At 40.9% G+C, this 19124-nt stretch carries 19 protein-coding genes; 16 read left to right on the forward strand and 3 right to left on the reverse strand.

Annotated features, from left to right (window positions below; all coding sequences use genetic code 11):
* Positions 1-197 precede the first annotated feature (197 nt).
* The 16 genes from ACQ86K_RS11595 (at position 198) to ACQ86K_RS11670 (ending at position 15285) form a co-directional block, all read left to right on the forward strand.
* Positions 198-2348, forward strand: a complete 2151-nt coding sequence (locus ACQ86K_RS11595) for a cbb3-type cytochrome c oxidase subunit I (protein ID WP_091176352.1) — start codon at positions 198-200, stop codon at positions 2346-2348.
* A 5-nt stretch (positions 2349-2353) separates the two neighbouring features.
* Positions 2354-3397 carry a cbb3-type cytochrome c oxidase subunit II gene (locus ACQ86K_RS11600; protein WP_091176350.1) on the forward strand — a complete coding sequence of 348 codons (1044 nt, stop codon included), beginning with the start codon at positions 2354-2356 and terminating at the stop codon, positions 3395-3397.
* A 21-nt stretch (positions 3398-3418) separates the two neighbouring features.
* Positions 3419-3685, forward strand: coding sequence for a hypothetical protein (locus ACQ86K_RS11605; RefSeq protein WP_091176347.1), 267 nt, complete (start codon positions 3419-3421; stop codon positions 3683-3685).
* The gene (locus tag ACQ86K_RS11610) at positions 3682-3915 is read left to right on the forward strand and encodes a hypothetical protein (RefSeq protein ID WP_431200402.1); all 234 of its coding nucleotides are present in this window, start codon (positions 3682-3684) and stop codon (positions 3913-3915) included. The genes ACQ86K_RS11605 and ACQ86K_RS11610 overlap by 4 nt, the downstream gene beginning before the upstream one ends.
* A gap of 17 nt (positions 3916-3932) precedes the next feature.
* On the forward strand, positions 3933-4088 hold the full coding sequence (locus ACQ86K_RS11615; protein ID WP_431200403.1) for a hypothetical protein: 156 nt from the start codon (positions 3933-3935) through the stop codon (positions 4086-4088).
* Positions 4089-4593: 505 nt separating this feature from the next.
* Positions 4594-5073 carry a helix-turn-helix domain-containing protein gene (locus ACQ86K_RS11620; protein WP_176844610.1) on the forward strand — a complete coding sequence of 160 codons (480 nt, stop codon included), beginning with the start codon at positions 4594-4596 and terminating at the stop codon, positions 5071-5073.
* Between the two features lie 282 nt (positions 5074-5355).
* Positions 5356-5994 carry a TetR/AcrR family transcriptional regulator gene (locus ACQ86K_RS11625; RefSeq protein ID WP_431200404.1) on the forward strand — a complete coding sequence of 213 codons (639 nt, stop codon included), beginning with the start codon at positions 5356-5358 and terminating at the stop codon, positions 5992-5994.
* Between the two features lie 13 nt (positions 5995-6007).
* Complete coding sequence (locus tag ACQ86K_RS11630; protein ID WP_431200405.1) at positions 6008-6877, forward strand: TolC family protein; 870 nt, start codon at positions 6008-6010, stop codon at positions 6875-6877.
* A 26-nt stretch (positions 6878-6903) separates the two neighbouring features.
* Positions 6904-7356: a TolC family protein gene (locus ACQ86K_RS11635; RefSeq protein WP_431200406.1), complete on the forward strand. Its 453-nt coding sequence runs from the start codon at positions 6904-6906 to the stop codon at positions 7354-7356.
* A 113-nt stretch (positions 7357-7469) separates the two neighbouring features.
* Positions 7470-8444, forward strand: a complete 975-nt coding sequence (locus ACQ86K_RS11640) for an HlyD family secretion protein (protein WP_431200407.1) — start codon at positions 7470-7472, stop codon at positions 8442-8444.
* A gap of 2 nt (positions 8445-8446) precedes the next feature.
* Positions 8447-10021, forward strand: a complete 1575-nt coding sequence (locus ACQ86K_RS11645; RefSeq protein ID WP_143020913.1) for an MFS transporter — start codon at positions 8447-8449, stop codon at positions 10019-10021.
* A gap of 458 nt (positions 10022-10479) precedes the next feature.
* Positions 10480-11517: an aldo/keto reductase gene (locus ACQ86K_RS11650; RefSeq protein ID WP_091176329.1), complete on the forward strand. Its 1038-nt coding sequence runs from the start codon at positions 10480-10482 to the stop codon at positions 11515-11517.
* 59 nt (positions 11518-11576) lie between these two features.
* Complete coding sequence (locus ACQ86K_RS11655) at positions 11577-11969, forward strand: hypothetical protein (protein WP_431200408.1); 393 nt, start codon at positions 11577-11579, stop codon at positions 11967-11969.
* A gap of 218 nt (positions 11970-12187) precedes the next feature.
* Positions 12188-12490 carry a helix-turn-helix domain-containing protein gene (locus ACQ86K_RS11660; RefSeq protein ID WP_431200409.1) on the forward strand — a complete coding sequence of 101 codons (303 nt, stop codon included), beginning with the start codon at positions 12188-12190 and terminating at the stop codon, positions 12488-12490.
* An 833-nt stretch (positions 12491-13323) separates the two neighbouring features.
* Positions 13324-13731, forward strand: a complete 408-nt coding sequence (locus ACQ86K_RS11665; RefSeq protein WP_143020912.1) for a hypothetical protein — start codon at positions 13324-13326, stop codon at positions 13729-13731.
* A 357-nt stretch (positions 13732-14088) separates the two neighbouring features.
* Positions 14089-15285: a glycoside hydrolase family 5 protein gene (locus ACQ86K_RS11670; protein WP_218134526.1), complete on the forward strand. Its 1197-nt coding sequence runs from the start codon at positions 14089-14091 to the stop codon at positions 15283-15285.
* 453 nt (positions 15286-15738) lie between these two features.
* Here ACQ86K_RS11670 and ACQ86K_RS11675 read toward each other — a convergent pair whose 3' ends face one another.
* From ACQ86K_RS11675 to ACQ86K_RS11685, 3 genes are all read right to left on the reverse strand, one after another.
* Entirely contained in the window at positions 15739-16356 is a 618-nt protein-coding gene (locus ACQ86K_RS11675; RefSeq protein ID WP_431200410.1) for a hypothetical protein, read from the reverse strand.
* A 160-nt stretch (positions 16357-16516) separates the two neighbouring features.
* Positions 16517-17311 (reverse strand): SDR family NAD(P)-dependent oxidoreductase, encoded by a 795-nt coding sequence (locus ACQ86K_RS11680; protein WP_091176319.1) that lies wholly within the window; start codon positions 17309-17311, stop codon positions 16517-16519.
* Positions 17312-17372: 61 nt separating this feature from the next.
* Positions 17373-17990 (reverse strand): TetR/AcrR family transcriptional regulator, encoded by a 618-nt coding sequence (locus ACQ86K_RS11685; RefSeq protein ID WP_091176317.1) that lies wholly within the window; start codon positions 17988-17990, stop codon positions 17373-17375.
* Positions 17991-19124 lie beyond the last annotated feature (1134 nt).

Genomic DNA, 19124 nt, shown 5'->3' on the forward strand with positions numbered 1-19124 from the left:
TTTTATATTAAAGACAAATACAAGCCGGTTGTTGTGCCACTAGATCACCAAATGTAGTTAAAACTAAAGCTCTTTCATACGGAAGCTCTAGTTTATACCATTTAGCTATTTAATGCAAAAGAGCTTTTCCTGCAAGCATGCGTTTATGTCGGTATAATCCGCAATTCAATTTTTAATGTGTGGTTAATATATTTTATATGAAACTCAAATTTTACTTAACCATTAGCCTGATAGGTGTATTGCTGCTGATCCCCGGTGCAGCTGCCTATGCAGCCGATGTATTAAAGCCTGATCATGCTTTTAATACCGGTGCCTGCATCATTATAGCAGTTACCATTTTCTTGTTGTTATTACTGCTGCTCTGGCTAATCCGTTTGGCCCGCGGTCTTAAAGAAGACGAAGTAGCGCAGGAAAAATACGGCGATAAATGGATCTTCAGGCAAATAAACAGCTTAGATGCCCCTCAGCTTGATCAGTTAATAAGCCGCAGAAACCATCGTAAAAAAGCTATCGGCAAAGCCAAAGGGGGCAATAACGGCTTCACCGCTGTTATGTTACTGATGCTTGTATTTTCAGGATTAGCAGTCCAGGCGCAAACAGCCGCAGAAAGCAAAAATGTATTAATCAGTCCCGGAATGATCATTATGCTTACCTTGATCTTTATTCCGTTGGTGGTGATTGTTTTTTTGGTGACTTTAAAAATCCGTAATCTGGCTGTCAAAACCCGTTACAGCCGTGTAAAAAAAGAAACAACCGAGCTGGTCAAAGCCATTGATGACGATGACGCAGTTTATGAGGAGCTTATTAAACGCAAGCATGCGCTTAACTATCGTTTAACCAACAATGAGCTTGCAGGTACCATCGAAGCGGAAGATTCAAAAGGGATCCTGCTGAATGTTGATGAGGTTCACGGCCCGCGGTTTTTTGCATCTAAACGCAAAGCTGCACCCAAGCATCAAACCGACCCCAAACTGGTAAAACTAATTATGTGGTACCTGGGCAGCGCGGCTTTTTGGCTGGTGCTGGGTACCTCGGTAGGCGAGTATATAGGTATCAAATTCGTATCGCCGGATGCTGATCATATCAGCTGGCTAAGTTTTGGCCGCTTAAGGCCGGTACATACCAATATGGTTTTCTGGGGCTGGTCGTCAATGGCTATGCTGGGCCTTGGTTACTACGTAGTTACCACGGTTAGCAATACTGTGGTTTATAGTATAAAATGGGGGTATTATTCGCTTATACTCATGAACGCAGCTATCATCACCGGCAGCGGCATGCTGATGGCCGGCATCAATAACGGCGGTGGCGAATACCGCGAATATATATGGCCGGTTATGACACTTTTTGCAGGTGGTATTGTGTTAAGCCTTGCTAATTATATAAAAACCATAGCGCAGCGCAAAACCAGAGAGATCTATATCTCCAACTGGTATATCGTTTCGGCTATGATGTTTTTAACGGTGATCGTAACCGTTGGCTACTTGCCCTTTTACCAGAACGGCCTTGGCGAAACCATTGTGCAGGGATATTATATGCACCAGGCTGTGGGCATGTGGTTTATGTTCTTTAACCTGGGATTGGTATACTACTTTTTACCACAGCAATTAAATACGCCTATATACTCTTACAGTTTAGGGATCCTGGCATTCTGGTCGCAGATTTTATTTTACACGCTGATAGGTACGCACCACTTTATTTTCAGCTCCATACCATGGTGGTTGCAAACTGTGGCTATTGTAGGCAGTATGGGGATGCTGATCCCGGTGTTTTCGGGAACTACCAATTTTATCATGACCTTCAGAGGGAATTTTAATAAGATAGGCAGGAGCTACACACTGCCTTTTTACATCGTTGGTATCCTGTTTTACTTCACGGGTTCTACGCAGGGTACGGCGGAAGCCTTCAGGGAAACCAACCTCATCTGGCATTTTACTGATTTTACGGTGGCACATTCACATCTTACCATGTACGGCATCATCGCCTTTATGCTTTGGGCCTGCATTTACACCATAGTGCCAAGGCTTACAGGTAACGAGCCCAAACAGGGCTTAGTTGGTGCACATTTCTGGCTGGCTTTAATAGGTCTGTTGTTCTACACCATTCCGCTTATGGTGGGTGGCACGCTGAAGGGCATAGCCTGGCGCGATGGAAAACCATTTATTGATGGGGTGGTGCTGATGACCCCTTACTGGCTATGGCGGGCTATTGGCGGCTCACTGATGTGGGCATCGCACCTGGTTTTTGCCTGGAATATGTATGTGATGTTTTCGGGGCATAAAAGTCATCCTGATATAAGGAAGGAAGTTTTTGAGAAATTAAATACCATACCCTTTAACGCTGAAATTTGATAGCCATGGAAATTTATAACGACCATAAAAAACTTTTTACTGCTGCGTTATGCTTCTTTTTGCTGCTCACATTTTTTGTGGCGATAGGGCCAGCATTTACGAGTCAGAATAACAATGCACCACTGCCCGGCAGCAAGCCGCTAAACCGGCTTGAAACAGCAGGTAAAGCCGTATTTATAGCCGAAGGATGTGTGGCTTGTCATACCCAGCAGGTACGTAATGTAGATATGGACAAAGTTTGGGGCGCACGCCCTAACATAGCGGCCGATTATGCCAACATCATCCGTACCGATGTTTGGCGTAACACAGCTACGCTCATGGGTTCAGAACGTACCGGCCCCGATTTAACCAATGTAGGTACCCGTCAGCCGAGTAACGACTGGCATTACTTGCATTTATTTAATCCGCGGTCGGTAGTGGCGGAGTCTGTTATGCCATCATATGAGTGGCTGTTTGATATAAAAGAATACGCATGGCCAAATGATGTAGTAGTGAATGTGCCCGATGATTTTAAAAAAGGCATCACTGGGAAAATTGTGGCATCGTATAAAGCCGTGGCGCTGGTGGCCTACCTGCGATCGCTAAAGGAAATTACCTTGCCCGATGGCAAACCGGTGCCGATATTCCTGTACGGGAAAGGTGCTGCTGAAAAGGCGGGCGCCGCAACATCTGGCAAAGGCGTAGCCGCTAAACCTGAGTTTGATGGCGCAGCACTTTATGCTACCAATTGCCAATCCTGTCACCAGGGAAATGGCGAGGGATTGGTTGGCGCTTTCCCGGCGCTAAAAGGCAGCAAGGTAGTGCTTGATGATAATCCGGAGATCCAGGTAACCATTATCATGAAAGGCTATAACGGTCGTATAAGCGAGGGCTACGGAATAATGCCTGCCGTGGGTACCAATAACAACCTTAAGGCCGAGGAAGTGGCGGCTATTGTAAATCATGAACGCAGCAACTGGGGCAACAGTTCAAAAAAAGTAACGGTTGACGATGTGAAAAAGATCATTGCTTCATTTGGCAAACCCGAAGCCGCAATTGCTAAAAAGTAAAAAAAGTCAGAAGCCAAAAAAATGAAAAAATATATCACATTGCTGCTCATGCTCATTCTTAAACTGGATGTTATAGCCTGTGAAGCTTGTAAAAAGCAACAGCCCGCTGGTTTTGAGGATATCACTCATGGTGCCGGCCCCGATAGTAATTGGGATTACCTCATAGTTTTTGTAATGGTAATCATTACGCTGTACGTGCTGGTAGCAACCATCAAATGTTTTATAAAACCCGGCGAAAAGAACGAAGAACACATTAAACGGATGATTTTAAACGACCTAAAGCCATGAGAGATCAAAGTTTTGTAACCCTGTTTATTGATGAAGATCTGAAACCAATAGGGGAGTTTCCGGCACCGGTAACTTTTGATCTGGATACCCGCAAATTAACCGATGGCAACCACGTACTCAAAGTAGTTAGCAAGGACCACCAAGGGAAGGAAGGGGTCAAACTGATCCCGTTTGTGGTACGCAACGGACCTGCGATAGCCATTGAGGGTTTAAAAAAGACGAGATTGTAGAAGGCGTGTTACCCCTCATGATCAACGCCTATGGCAAAGGCGATCAGAAAACGTTTATGCTGCAGGGCAGCGAAACCCCACAAAGTATCCCCTGGTGGCTGGTAGTAGGGATCATTCTGTTTGTGGCCTGGACGGGGTACTTCATTATTACATCGCTGGCGGTGAAGTTGTAGAGTAATTTTACATGTATAATTACCATCAGATAGTTTATTGATAATATATCACACGTTTTTAATTATATGCTTTTATCGCCTTAAAGAATAATTATCAGATAAATGGGAAATATAAGTACATATTCGATTTCTAAATTGCAAAAGGTATTTGATATGGACACTGGGAAGCATGACTATTTCTATGTTGATGCCGGGAAGGAGCCTATATACACAGATGTACCGTTTCGCGCGGAAACGTATTCTATCCTATTTCTAAAGAAGGGTACCCTAAGTCTGCAGGTTGATCTTGCGTCACACACAATAAAGGGTCCTGCAGTTCTTACAATCGCACCAATGGTTACGCGCAGTTTCCGATGTGTTGAAGATATGCCGGAAATGGTTATTCTTTTTTTAGAAATTCGTTTCTCGTCGAAACGCGGGCAGATATTTTTTTCTTGACCATTTTGATTTTTTTGAAGACAGTGAAAGCCATATCGCTGCCTTGAATGCATGTCAGTCAAAAAGATTGAGCGCAATTTTCGATATCATTAGTGATACGTTTAATAAGGGACACTCGCATGAGGCCGCACTGATGCGAAGCTATACTTATTGTCTGATACATGAAATCGATGTTATCCATAAGTGCATACATGCTGATCTCATTCATAAAGACGACCATAGTTCGTTGTTTATCAGGTTCAGGAATCTGCTGGTTAAGCAATTTTGGAGGCATCGCTCGGTTAGTTTTTATTCCAGTAACCTTAACGTTTCGCCAAAATACCTATCTGAAGTAATCAAAAAAGAAACCGGTAAAACCGCGGGTGCATGGATAGATAATGCGATCATACTGGAAGCAAAGGTACTATTGCAGAACAAAGATCTCAGCATACAACAGATCGCGGACAAACTTAATTTTTCAGATCAATCCGTTTTTGGGAAGTTTTTTAAAAATCAGGAAGGTATTTCTCCATTGGAATACAGGAAAAGCTTAGGTAAAACGCGTTAAGTCAAAATTATTTTTGATCAGGCTCGTGGAATTACATCATGATTATGCCCTAAAACATGCCCCTGCAGGCAGGTAAATACAGCACCTGAAGCAGGTTGAACCAGACGATCGGAGAAACCGACGAAACATACCGCAATCTTACCCTTTTAGAGAGCGCACCGAAGAGGATATTTGCAATGAAAATAAATGTAGAAGATTCAAGATCGAGGAAATAACAGGCGGCCGGGGTGCAAAACCGCGAATGCCGGCAAGAAAAAAATGAAAAGGAACAATACGAATAACTTGAACCATACTAAAATAGAATCCAGGAATTTATTGTTTCTCGTTTCTGAAAAGCTATTTGCCGATCACGAATTTTATCGTACTACAATTCGTATGATAGCGGGGAATAGTGGGCTTTATCTGGCGCTGATCAGTTATTACTTCGGTGTAAAACGGGACATGTTCATCCAGATATTCAGGGACAGGCTCGGGCGGTTAAATAGCGTTTTGGAACGGATACCATATGTAGAGCTTCCAGCTCCGGAAAAACTGATGGTTTTCCTGGAGGAGTATTCGAATGTATTCAGGAATAATATAAATTTCCACCGCTTGCTGCATCGCGAGATCACTTTTTTACCGGAGTCTGCAGTTAAGGACCATATCACCGATTACTTGGATAACACACTGGCTATTTTAAAAAAACTTATTGAGGACGGAATTGAAGAAGGGCATTTCAAAGCTACAGATAGTCAGTTGGTGTATCTTACGATATTCGTAATGTTGCCGGTAATGATTTCGGGTTCGCCGGTAAGCAGGCATATATCGGAAAATATAGCACCGTGTGGTAATGTCTTCAGTACCGAACTAATAAAAAAGTACTTGTACTACATATTGAAAGCTCAGAAATCAGAAAACAGTTATATAGAGCACAAACACTAAACAGTTAATTATCATGAAAACTATACCGTTTAAGCATGCCATCGGCAGGCTTACAGTATCCTTATTTTGCTTGATTTTTGCATTTGACCTCCCTGTTATTGCCCAGCAAACTCCCAATGTCAGACTTTCGCTGCTTCAAGCTGTTGATCTATCTAAGGCCCAAAATATGCAGGTTCATGCTGCGAGATCAGAAGAAAGCGCCACTGAATCAGATTTGAGAGACGCTAAAACGAACGCACTTCCTACTGTTCTGACCAATGGCGATTATCAGCGTTTTACAAGTCTAACCCTATATAATCATGGTTTAAACGACGTGCGTTCCATACCCAAAAGACCGACTTCGAACGGCGCTGACCTTGGTGTGTCTGCCAATTTTAACCTTTATGCAGGCGGCAGACAAAAAGCCCTGGTAGCTGAGCAAAAAGAAAAAAGAGACTTAGCTGCTATAAACACAAAAGAACAGGCGGGCACTGTAGGGCTGGAGGTGGCCGACCAATACCTGAATATGATCAGACTTATTTACCAAAAGCACTTTATTGATGATCAGGTAGTACGCGCAGAAACAAGGCTTAAAAACATAGATGCCTTATATCGGAATCAAAAAGTAACCCGGAGCGATCTGCTGCGATCAGAGCTAAATCTTTCGGCTGTAAAGTTAAACCTTGAACAAACGCTGAATGATATTATAATTAGCAATCAAAAATTGAACGTATTGCTCAATTTGCCCGATTCCACGAGAATCTACCCAACAGACAGCGCGGCTATGACTATGCCAAGTGTTGATACGCTGCTTGACCTGATTAACAGTACGACCCACGACGCTTATGCTATACGTAAGGCAGACGAGAGCATCAAGATTCAGAATGCGAGGATCAGGGGGTAAAAAGTAATTTCTCACCAGCGCTTTCGTTGTATTCCGCCTATGGCTTTAACTATCCCAATACCATTTTTTATCCACCAGTGGATCAAGGATATTCCATTGGCTTCGTAGGTTTTAAAATTCAGTACAACATTTCATCGATATATCTAAATAAGTATAAATCATCGGCAAGTCGTATTAGATTACAGGAATTGCAATATGTGCAGCAAAATATAAGCGATAATGTAAAGCAAGAAGCTAACAGTCTATTAATCAAGTACCGCGAGGCACTTAGCCGTATCGCAGTTAACGAAAAATCGATTGCACAGGCGAAAGTTAACTACCGTATTATAAATGCCAAATACCTCAACCAATTAGCTTTGCTCACCGACTTACTGGACGCCGATAACCTTTATCAAGAAACAAGATATAACCTGGTTCAGGCACAAACCGTTGCGCAACTTATTTACTACCGGTTATTGTTCACCTCCGGGAAATTATAAAAATATATTTACCCAAAATACATCACTCTTAAACAATAGCATATCATGGAAACCTCAACTATAAAAAAACACACCCAGGTAATATCATATTATCGGTACTTGCCATCCTGGTTGTGTTAGGGGCCATCGTTTATTTTATCAATTATTTTATAACGGGGAGTAACTACATTGAAACCAATGATGCACAGGTAGAGTCCTATATCAATCCGGTTTCGGCCAGAGTAAGCGGTTATATCAAAGATGTGAGATTCGACGAACATCAACAGGTTAGGGAAGGAGATACATTAGTAACCATTGATGACCGCGAATATCGCGAACGAGTTACTGAGGCTGAGGCGGCGGTTGAAGATTCAAAGGCTCAGCTTTTGGTCTTAGATGCGGGAATTGCTTCATCCGAGACAAGTACACTTGTAAATAAAGATCAGATAAATGGTGCTAAAGCAAGATTGGTACAGCAGGCCGCCGACATGAAACGTTACAAAAACCTGATGAAGGAAGAAGCTACAACTGGCGCAGACCTGGAGTTGGTACAATCACGTTATGACGTATCTGTTAGCGATTACAGTGCAGCTCAAAATAATTTGCGCACCAGTTATGCTAAAATAGCGGAATTACGATCACATAAAGCTTTACTGGCGGCAGATCTGAAACGTAAAACCGCCGAACTTAAATTGGCCCGTATTAACTTAGGATATACTGTAATACTTGCCCCGTACACAGGCAGGATGGGGCGTAAAACCATACAGGAAGGTCAACAAATACAGGCCGGTCAGCCATTGGTATCCATCGTTAATGAAAGAGACAAATGGATTACCGCCAATTTTAAGGAAACCCAGGTATACGGAATGTATATTGGGCAGCCGGTTGATATTAAGGTTGATGCTATCGACGATAAAGTGTATCATGGGCATATTGAAGCTATATCTGCATCAACTGGTGCTAAATTCTCTTTACTTTCACCGGATAACGCTACAGGAAACTTTGTCAAGATCGTTCAACGAGTACCAATTAAAATAAAATTTACCAGCAAAAATATTGAACAGGTTAAGGCTGGTATGAACGTTTTGGTATCAGTTAAAAAGAAATAGTTATGAATGCACCCACATATATTAAACCCTGGCTTTCGAATTGGAGCTGGGGGGTAAGGATAGCCCTCTTTTTAATATTACTGTCATCTATAATGGAATTTGCTTCCATTTCCTTAAGTCAGAATTATGTATTGTCATACCTTGGAGCTCAACCCGAAGATATCACGTTCTCCGTACAGCTATGTTATGTTGGTATACTTACTATATTACCTGTACAGTTCAGGTTTCTGAGATACTTTGAAATGAGGAACTATCTTTTGATCCTTACATTTTTGTCAATAATACTAAATATAGCCTGCATCAATGTTAGTAGTGTTATGGCATTCTTTTTCATACGTTTTTTTCAGGGGATGGTGGTTGGCAGTATTTCCGGAAGTATGCTTATTCTCATTCCTAGTTTTCTGAAGATGGAGCACCGTGCTGCATTTGGATCGACTATTTTTTACGGTACAGTGTTAAGCAGTGGTGTATTATTAGGCCTTGTTGCGTCGGCTGTGACATTAAACTCCGATTTCAGGAACGTGTATTATTATCTCATTTTGTTTCAGATACTGGTATTGATTGTAATACTAATTTCATTCAACCAGGTATCCAACCTCCGGAAATATCCATTATACCAGATCGACTGGACAGGTGCCGTATTTTTCCTGGCCGTAGCCGCAGGATTGGCTTATACAATACTTTATGGCTCAAAATATTATTGGTTTACAGACACGCGTATTCAATTATCGACGGTTGTTACAGTAGCAGGCGCTATCCTGTTTTTATGGAGGGAAAGGATAGTAAAACGACCTGGCCTCGATTTGACCATTTTTAGGTTTAAGAACTTTTGGGTGGGGCTTATACTACTTGCAGTTTATTACGGAAGTAAAGAAAGTATTAATATTATTTTCGGTTATACTGTATCCGTGTTGCAGTGGAGTGCAACACAGGAAATGATATTGGGGCTTTGTAACATAACCGGTCTTATTATTTTTATGGTGATCTCGGCAAGAATCCTGGTTTACCGCAAGGATGCTATATTTTATTTTTTGTTTGCTGGTTTCAGCATGTCGCTTTTATACCATTTATGGATGTATTGCATATTTACACCCGATTTAGCTTTTGAGGACCTAATATTGCCTATGTTTTTTCAGGGGGCTACGTCAGGCATTCTATTTGTTCCCATCATGTTATTTACTTTAAGCGCGGTGCCGCAAACTACTGGTTATACCGGGTTGATATTTGCTGCCTGTACCCGTTTTACCTCTTTACTGAATGCCAGCGCGGGTTTTTATAATATACAATTGTATTACAGTCAGCTATATAAGGAAAATTTTCTTCATCATATAACCGGTATTGATGAAAATGTAACTGAAAGGCTCAACGGCTTCAGACAAGTATTCCTGAGTAAGGGTTTTTCGCCTGATCAGGCCGCGGCGGCGGCTAATGCATCCTTAGCCAGAATAGTTAGTTTGCAAACACAGCTGCTTACCAACAGGGCCGTATTTCTTTTTATTGCTATTCTTACTGCATGTGTGCTTCTTGTCATATTATTGGTATATGTAATTAAAACATTGCGGCTGCTAACGCCATAAATAATGTTAGCAGTATGATGATTGATAAAACAAATAAGGTGTGGATTCGTAATGTTATATTTAATTTATCCGGTTGAAAAGGGGTCTATTTATTGGAAATAGGGATACCGATTTTTGGATCCACCTGTCCAGGTCAACTTGTAATTCAGCAATGCTCCTGTATATCTTCTTAACAAAGAGATAGTGATGGAAGTTTGTTATTACCATTATTTTTTCATTAGTGTGTCTATTATATGATGTTGAACTTTTAGAGCAACGAATTGTGTTAATGAATTTCTAATTTAGCAATGTAAGTGAAGAAGATAGCATGGTCAGATTGTAATGTATTATGCCAATGACCTTCAATATTAAAGATTATGGTATTGACGTTTGCTCCATTTCGGACACAAAGTACTACGATTTGGATACGAGTAAATATTAAGGACCGATGACCTTTGTGTTTCAATCATTAAACGATTATGAAATACAAAATTTTAGGTAACACGGGTTTAAAAGTATCGGTACTTTGCTTAGGTACAATGAATTATGGCGGTAAAGGTTTTTTTGGTTATATGGGTAAACTTGCCCAAGACAAAGTGGATGAGCAGATCCGCATAGCTACGCAGGCTGGAGTTAACTTTATCGATACTGCGAATATTTATTCAGAGGGCCTATCAGAAATGATGATAGGGCAAGCAATAAAAAATCTTTCTATCAATAGGGACGATCTGGTTTTGGCGACAAAGGTCAGAGGTTCAATGGGCAAAAGTGAAAATGACAGGGGCCTTTCAAAAAAGCATATCATTCAGCAAGTTGAGGGGAGCTTAAAAAGATTAGGGACAGATTATATTGATCTATATCAGATTCATACTGCTGACCCTTTGACACCAATAGAAGATACTATAAGAACCCTGGATGATCTGGTAAGAAGCGGAAAGATTAGGTACTTTGGTGCAAGTAATATTTCTGCCTGGGAATTAATGAAAGGGCTCGCGTATTCTCAATACAACCATTTAGACAGATTCGCTTCGCTTCAAGCTAATTACTCATTGGATGTAAGAGATATTGAACGTGAAATTGTTCCGTTACTAAAAGATCAACAAGTGGGTATGTTGGTATGGAGCCCGCTGAGCGGGGGCTTGCTTACCGGTAAATACGCGCGAGGAGGACAAAAGGAAGAAGGTAGATTGAAAAGTTTTCCGTTCCCTCCTTTTCACGAGGAGCGGGCTTATAACGTATTGGATGCGCTTATCCCAATGGCAGAACAAAAACAGGTGGCCGTTTCTCAGTTGGCACTTGCATGGTTATTACATCGCCCGGTAGTCAGCAGTGTAATTATTGGTGCGACCCAATCGCATCAGTTGCAGGACAACTTAAGGTGTATTGATGTTACATTTACACCTAGTGAGTTAAGCTTGCTGGACGAAATCAGTAAACTACCGGCTGAATATCCTGGGAATGTTATTGAAGTGATGACCATGGACAGGACTGAGGGGGTTGATTTTTTGAATGCTTAAATTATCATAAAGTAGGGTGGGCAGAACAAATGTATGGTCCACCCCGTTCATTTTTTGTTATGAATCATATAGATCGCAAAATCCTTAATATAGATACCATCAAAGAAATACATTCATTGATGGGTTTACCGGGTCCTTTAAATCCGCTGATTACCATCATTAATCATTCACAGACCAAAGAAACTTACTTGCCCGTTCAGCAAAAATTATTGATGAATTTTTATAATATTACTATTAAGAAAAGCTTCAAAGGAAAATTAAAGTATGGCAAAAATCATTATGATTTTGACGAAGGTATCATGTCATTTGTTGCCCCTAAACAAATAATCTATATAGATGACATTGAAGAAAGGAACACAGAAGGATGGTCACTATTATTTAATCCGGATTTGATAAGGAAATACCCTTTAGGAAAAACTATCAAACATTATGGTTTTTTTCTTATGCGGTGAATGAGGCCTTGCATCTTTCGAGCCTTGAAGAAAAGACCATCGAGAATATTGTTCAAAACATTCAAAATGAAATTAATTCGAGATTGGATAATTTTAGTCAGGATGTGATCGTATCCAATTTAGAGCTTTTGTTAAACTATTGTAACAGATTTTATAACAGACAGTTCATTTCACGAAAGATGGCATCAAACGATTTATTAATCAGGTTTGAAAAGATCTTGGAAGATCATTTTTATATTAATGCTGTTCCGAAATTACCGACCGTTCAGAATATAGCATCTTCATTAAATGTTTCGCCTCCGTATTTAAGCGATATGTTAAGAAGCGTAACAGGACAAAATTCTCAACAGCACATCCATAATAAGATTGTAGAAAAAGCAAAGGAAATTCTGGCTACAACTGATTTATCGGTTAGTGAGATCGCTTATAGCTTAGGATTTGAATATTCACAGTCTTTTAGTAAACTATTTAAAAACAAGATGAACATTTCACCTGGAGAATATAGAAATCAATTTAATTGAATAAGATAATTTTATACACATGACCAAGTGCTCTGTCAATTGGCAGTCTATGGCTACTAATAAACAATTCCAGCATGTCTAAGTTGCCAACTAAATAGTTTAGAGAGATTCTTCTTTGCGCCATAAATTCAAAAATACGGTATCACAAATTTTCAGGAACAAGAATATCTCTAATTCTTCAAATTTAAAATAGGTAGGGAAGATAAAGTAATAGATGGGAGTGGAATAATTTTGCAAAAATCATGGTAGGCAAATCAATTGGTCAGAAAGTATTTAAAAAAACTGCTTTAGCAGGTATTCCACTTACTGTGCCAGCGATCTGATCTTATCCACAAAGCCGAGGATTTGCGAGACATGGAAAGGAATGCGTTACTTGTTGGCTTTATAACCCAAGAGATGGTAAAGATGACGAAATTTTCATTAACCAGGATAATTGATAGTCCGGCAATGTCTATGCATGCTTCTTTTCAACGCCCAACGTTTCAAGTAATTTTTCAGAAAGAGATACGTGTTTTTTGACAAAAAATCATCGTCCAGAATTTGAATATGCTAAGTCTACACTGGCCTTATAGAAAGTGGGGTTTGAAACTATAACTGGCGATAAGTACTGTGATCCTCATTGATAATCTTTATTCTAGCGTACGGGCATTTAATTATAATACTGCTAAAATTGCGAAAATCGTAGCAGCCGTTAATATTATCTGTACGATTTTACTCCTATAAAAGGATATTAACCGCCCTCTTTATTTTTTTATAAGCCTGATGTTTGTCTAAACCAATTATAGCTATCAAGAATTTTTCTGTATTTGAATTTTTTGATGGAAAGCTTAATCATGAAAAAAATATTACTTGCTTTTTTTGCCTTTTGGCTTTTTCATTTCTTATTATTTTCTCAAACAAAAAATACGTTTTCTGAACTCGATCGCCGGATAAACAACCCCATTTCTCCAATGACCATAAAGGAGAAAGTAGAGCATTGGTATTATTATACTGATAGCTGCGCATGTTTAGGTATCCTCCGGTTTACCGGAAGCGGCATTTCGCGTGGTATTGGAAATAAAACAAAGGGCTGCTCTTGTTTCCCGGTTACCATTGCTGTGGCCGCAGATTGGAGTCGCCCGTTAATCTTAAGCAGCGGACAGGCGATTTCTTTGGAGCAGGCTGCAAGAAAACGGTTTCGTATTGCAGGCCCTAAGGTACGACCAGCAAAAGATCAGTCCCGAATTTGCTTTGGGTTATGATTTAAGTTACACCACGTTTCAGTATAACAATATCAGGCTGTCGTCAATGAAATCTAAACTAAGCGGAGACATTAAAATCAGTTTAGACCTGAAAAACACGGGTAAGCCATTCCATCTACACGAATTGATAGGGAAGCCGTTGCCTAGAGGCAGTGGCATCACTGGAACCATATTGATAATTCAACAAGACTTACAGTTAGCAATGGTAAATGTCTCCTAATGCTAAGCGCTTTTACCAACGGAAATATGAGTTAGTGAATTTGATTTTTTTGTTGGTCAAATAGATAAAACCTAAGCATGAATGCATGCGGTACATAAGATAAATAAATTTAAACGATTACAAATAAAAATTATATTATGAAAAAAATGTATTTATTATCATTAAAAGGCAATTGCGGGATAAAATATTTGGGATTTCTGCTGGTAGTTATTCTTAACCTGAGTTGCGCTAAAAAAGACAGCAGTTCGGCCCCCAAAACAACTACAACACTGCCTCCAACGATGCCGGTTGCTATTCCTTCTATCAATACCAGCGCTTCCACTGCTAAGGAAATAATAGTAGATATGGGAGCTGGATTTAATTTAGGAAATACTTTTGAAACTAATACAAGTAATTCGCCAACGTTTGCCAGTGTAAAGCCTATAATTGATTTATATTATAATGCAGGTATGCGCCATATCAGAATCCCGGTAACCTGGGTGGAAGGATTTCCTTCCAATATTGCTGATGCAAATGGGAATATAAATATAGCGCATCCCAGGTTATTTGAATTGAAAGCTATTGTTGAGTATGCCTTGTCTAAAAAAATGTATGTAGAGATAAACGCACATCATGAGCATTGGCTAAAAAATAATTATGATGGAAGTGCTGCTTTTGATAATAAGTTTAAAACACTTTGGACAGGCATTGCTACTTTCTTTAAAGACGAACCAAAGCAATTGTTGTTTGATGTATTGAATGAGCCGGAAGGAAAAATGGGACAGTGGAGTGGTACAGGGTATCCATTGCCAACTGACGCAACTGCAATAGCATTAACACGCCAGATTGATAAAGTTGCTTATGACGCTATAAGGGCAACCGGCGGTAATAATACAACGCGTGTAATAATGGTAGAACCGAATGGGCAAGGTAACCAGGGCATGATAGACGAGGTGTTTGCAACCAAAGCAAATTTACCGGGAGGCGGTTTAGATAGTTTCCTGGCTATTCAGGTGCATACTTACGACCCATGGGCTTTTTGCGGACAAACCGGCAGCAATACTGCTTTCCCCGGTAGTGCGGCGTTTACATCGGCAATTCAGAAAGTTGCGGCACATGCTGCAACCATAGATGTGCCGGTGAATTATGGCGAGTTTGGTGTAGGTAGAACCAACGGTACAGAGCGTAATACCGATGTTGTGCGTGATTATTATAAATTAATCAAAACTACTTGTATCGCTCAAAAAATGTCATGCACCGCGTGGGATGACAGGGGGTGGTTTGGGTTGATCTCTACTGGAGGTGGTACACCTGTTTTTGTTAATAATATTGTGCCTTATATGCTGCAGCCCTGATATACTAATTGCTTGCTGAACAGTCGGGAGCCATTAATAATGCCAGCTTAAGAACTGCGTATATAGAGATATAATTTAAGAGTTCGACACATATAAAAAGGCTTTATACTGGTAAAAAATCATTTTAGCTTCCTTTGCATTGTAAATACATTCGAAGCTAAAATTTTCATAATTAAATTGGCCTTTTAATTGAGAGTTTGCCGTTAGCGACTTGTCAAAACACGTTTTTATAAATTCGTTTATCGCAAAGAAAATTATACTTCAGGCTTCGTTGTTATTTCAAGAAAGGTTCAATAACAGGCGCAATTCGTGTTCACTTCGCTTTTTTCAACGGATGTTGAACCAGAGGCGTAAAAAATCTTTTCCGGCAGCAAGGCCCCAAACGCAAAGCATATGTCTTCACTGAGCCGGATCGTGGATGAACGCTTGATACAATGCTAATGAAAACAGCTTTTACTTAAATAACGGCTTCCCGTTTAATGCCTGTACCAGTACTGCCAGGGCCAGACAGCCATACAAGACACCGAAAAATTGTGTCCACCGTACGTTCTTTAAAACATAAAAAGCTATTAAAGGTAAAATTTGAAGGGCGTGCATCCCTATAAAGTGCGCAATGCGCGGATCCCCGAATTTTCGGCTCCAGTTCAAAAATGGCAGGCCGCGGCCGCCATCGGGTCCGCCAATAGTATGCGACATGCGCCCACCCATCACTGCTCCTTCCATTGCGAATACAACAAACAAAAATATGCCTATACGGATAGCCCACAGGTAGTGACCGGGCAACTCAGGGATGTCTGTCGTACAAAACAAGAGGCCGATGTAGCCGGTGTGCAAGGTAACGAAGGTCGCTGCCAATGCCATGCCGCTGTATAGTGCTGCATAAAGCGGTGAGCTCCGGTTATAATGCGATAATTCGCCGCGCCCGGCCTGGAGGGCGATGTAAATGAGTTCAAAAGCCAGTAACAAAATAGTGACCCAACTGTAAACACTTACCTGTCCCGGAAGTTTAAGATACCAGGTGTACCAGCCCATTGCCCAGCAAAATGACCCAATGGACAATGCAAATTTCAAAGGTTTATACCAGGCGTTCTGTCCCGGCAACCTGCACGGAACTTATTCGTGATAAAAGGAAAAAATGACCGAACTGATCAGGCAGACCAGTCCAAAATAGTATAATGGTTCATTCCTGAATTTCAGGACCGTGATAAAATCGCTCATGATCGATATGTTTTTAATTGTACATTTTTTTAATGACCGGCGAGGCCAATTTCTTTTTGATCTTCATCATCAGGAAATCAGGTGTAACGCGTGGCAGGTTGGAGATAAACCAGTTGTTGAAGCCCACTATCTTTTTACCCTTTCCTTTAAGCAGAAGATCGGCACCCACTTTAGCGACTATCATGGGGCTTACCGGCTTGTTGGTTTTATAGGCATTTGTACCCAGCATTTCCCTGGTAGTAAATGGGGTGTCCACAGGGCCGGGGCATAAAGTGTTAACTACCACACCGCTATCTTCCAGTTCGGCCGCGATGGTTTCAGAAAAAGCCAGTACGAACGCCTTGGTTGCAGAGTAAACCGAATAATAGGGGAAAGGCAAAAAAGATAAAAGTGAAGCGACATTCAGGATGCGGCCATAGGCATTTTCTTTCATGTCGTTGCCAAACAATTTAGTCAAAATGACGAGTGCGGAGATATTCAGATTGATCATTTGCAGCTCTTCCAGAAGCGGCGTTTCCATAAAATCTCCATAAACGCCCATCCCGGCGTTATTGACCAGCATGGTCACCTGCAGGCCGGCGGCTTTGACGGTCTCATATAATAGCACCGAGTTGGCCTCTTTGGATAGATCCTGATCAAATACCCATACCTGAACGCCATGCTCGTTTTCTAATTCCTTTTTCAATTCAGCCAGTTTTTGGGCGCTCCGGGCTACAAGCACCAGGTCAAGCTTTTGGGCTGCTAATAATTTGGCCATTTCATAGCCGATACCGGTAGATGCACCGGTCACCAATACAAGATCTTTCATGCTACAATTTATTAATCATTGTTTAATATTTGAACTATGTTCATTATTGATTCAAAAAAACTTAGAGTTTCTTTAATATTTTTAAAAATTCTTCGTAACCAGCGTCAACGATGTGATTTGCATGATTCAGATGAACCCCGTTCGTGCGGTCGCTGATATGCAGACTGCACATGCCATGCACCAGGCTCCAGATCATAAAGGTCAACGGCTCCGGCTCATGCCCCTTAAAGTGGTTAGCCGCGATGCACTGCTCAACAGTCGTTTTCAAAACGGTGAATGCCGATATTCCCTCGTTCCATTCTTCGTTTTTGGCCTGATCCAAAACTTCCATCGGGGCTTTAAGCGTGAACATCAGCTCATACATGTCCGGATTCTCCATCGCGAACTTAATATAAAGCCGCCCCATAGCGATCAACCGTTCCATAGGATTTTCCACATGGGCCAATACTTTGAACAGGCCGCCTAACTGCGCGAAACCCTGGGTATGCAATTCGTTTAATATTGCGTTCTTATCCCTGAAATAAACGTATACCGTACCCACGCTGTAATCAATGCTTTTTGCGATACTGCGAATGGTGGTCTGCTCCACACCCTTTTCCACAAAAAGCTTCCGGGCGCTGTCCAGTATCAGCGACTTCAGCTGTTCTTTTTCTTTTGCTTTGCGGTCGGCAGTTCCCATGATCAATTAGATACAAATATAAATGAACATTGTTCAATAATGCAAGGCTGATTTAATTTTATTAATTTAGTAGAGCGCTTTTCTGAAAATACATTCTTATGGACAATCCGATAGAAAAATATATTTATCAGTATTTCAGTATCAGCATAGAGGATGCTAAAAAAGTGGCTGAATTGTTTAAACCGGAAAAGATACCTAAGGCGAATACTTTCTAAAAAGCGGTCGTTACTGTAATAAACTAAGTTTTATACATGAAGGGATGTTCAGGGTATACGTCAGTTTGCCCGACAGGAAGGTGACACAGTGGATCTGTGCCAGACTTCGCTACTTTCAATGCCTCTGCGAATTTTGAATGTATTATACAGACATAGGCGAACTCAGTTTGGGTAAGCAGGGTGTGTTTAAAGTTAATGGAAGCCATGACTGAAAGTACGGTATTCAGATCTTCGTAAATTAGGATAGGGTTTGTTGCTGAATAATAATTCGCGCAGCTTAACAGTAATTCAATTTCTTTTTCAACATTGTGTTGTTGTTTGCTGATGTAAATTGCTTTTCGGAGATAAGCGAGTTTGCCGGAATCACGGTATGATAAAAGGGCAGACAGCTATTGATAACCTTGGGATGGATTCACCTGCCCGTGATTTTTCTCAAACAAGCTCACAAGCGATTTTATCGATTCTTTTCTTTTTCCTTGTTGGCGATATAATTTGACGGAAAGAAATAAACATTCTGTTTGCCAGTTATAAAGTTTTTCCGTTATACTGAGCTTAGTGGCAGCACTCAAGCATGGCGCAGCTTTATTCAGGTCGTTTGGGCCTGAGCCAGGCTGATGGATGTAGAAAATTGTCAGCGTAAGTAGCAAAGGGATCTGTTTTTCTTCCTTTGGTTAAGACAGGGGACTTAGCCGCTGCAGAAACGTGAACTGCGTTGATCGTCGCTGCGTCTGAAATCGAAATCCGGTTTTCAAAATCTTCACTTTATGATACTAGAAACGGCAGCCCCGTTAGACGCCAGGCGATAGCCATCACACTTTCCGGGTCTCAATTATCTTGGCTGATGAAGTTTATAAACTGGTTGGTATTGGGCACCGTCAGCCGTTTTCGGGCTATACCGTAGTTCTTTCCCGGCAATGGT

It is taken from the genome of Mucilaginibacter sp. P19, assembly GCF_050632265.1.
In the GTDB taxonomy this organism is placed as follows: domain Bacteria; phylum Bacteroidota; class Bacteroidia; order Sphingobacteriales; family Sphingobacteriaceae; genus Mucilaginibacter; species Mucilaginibacter gossypii.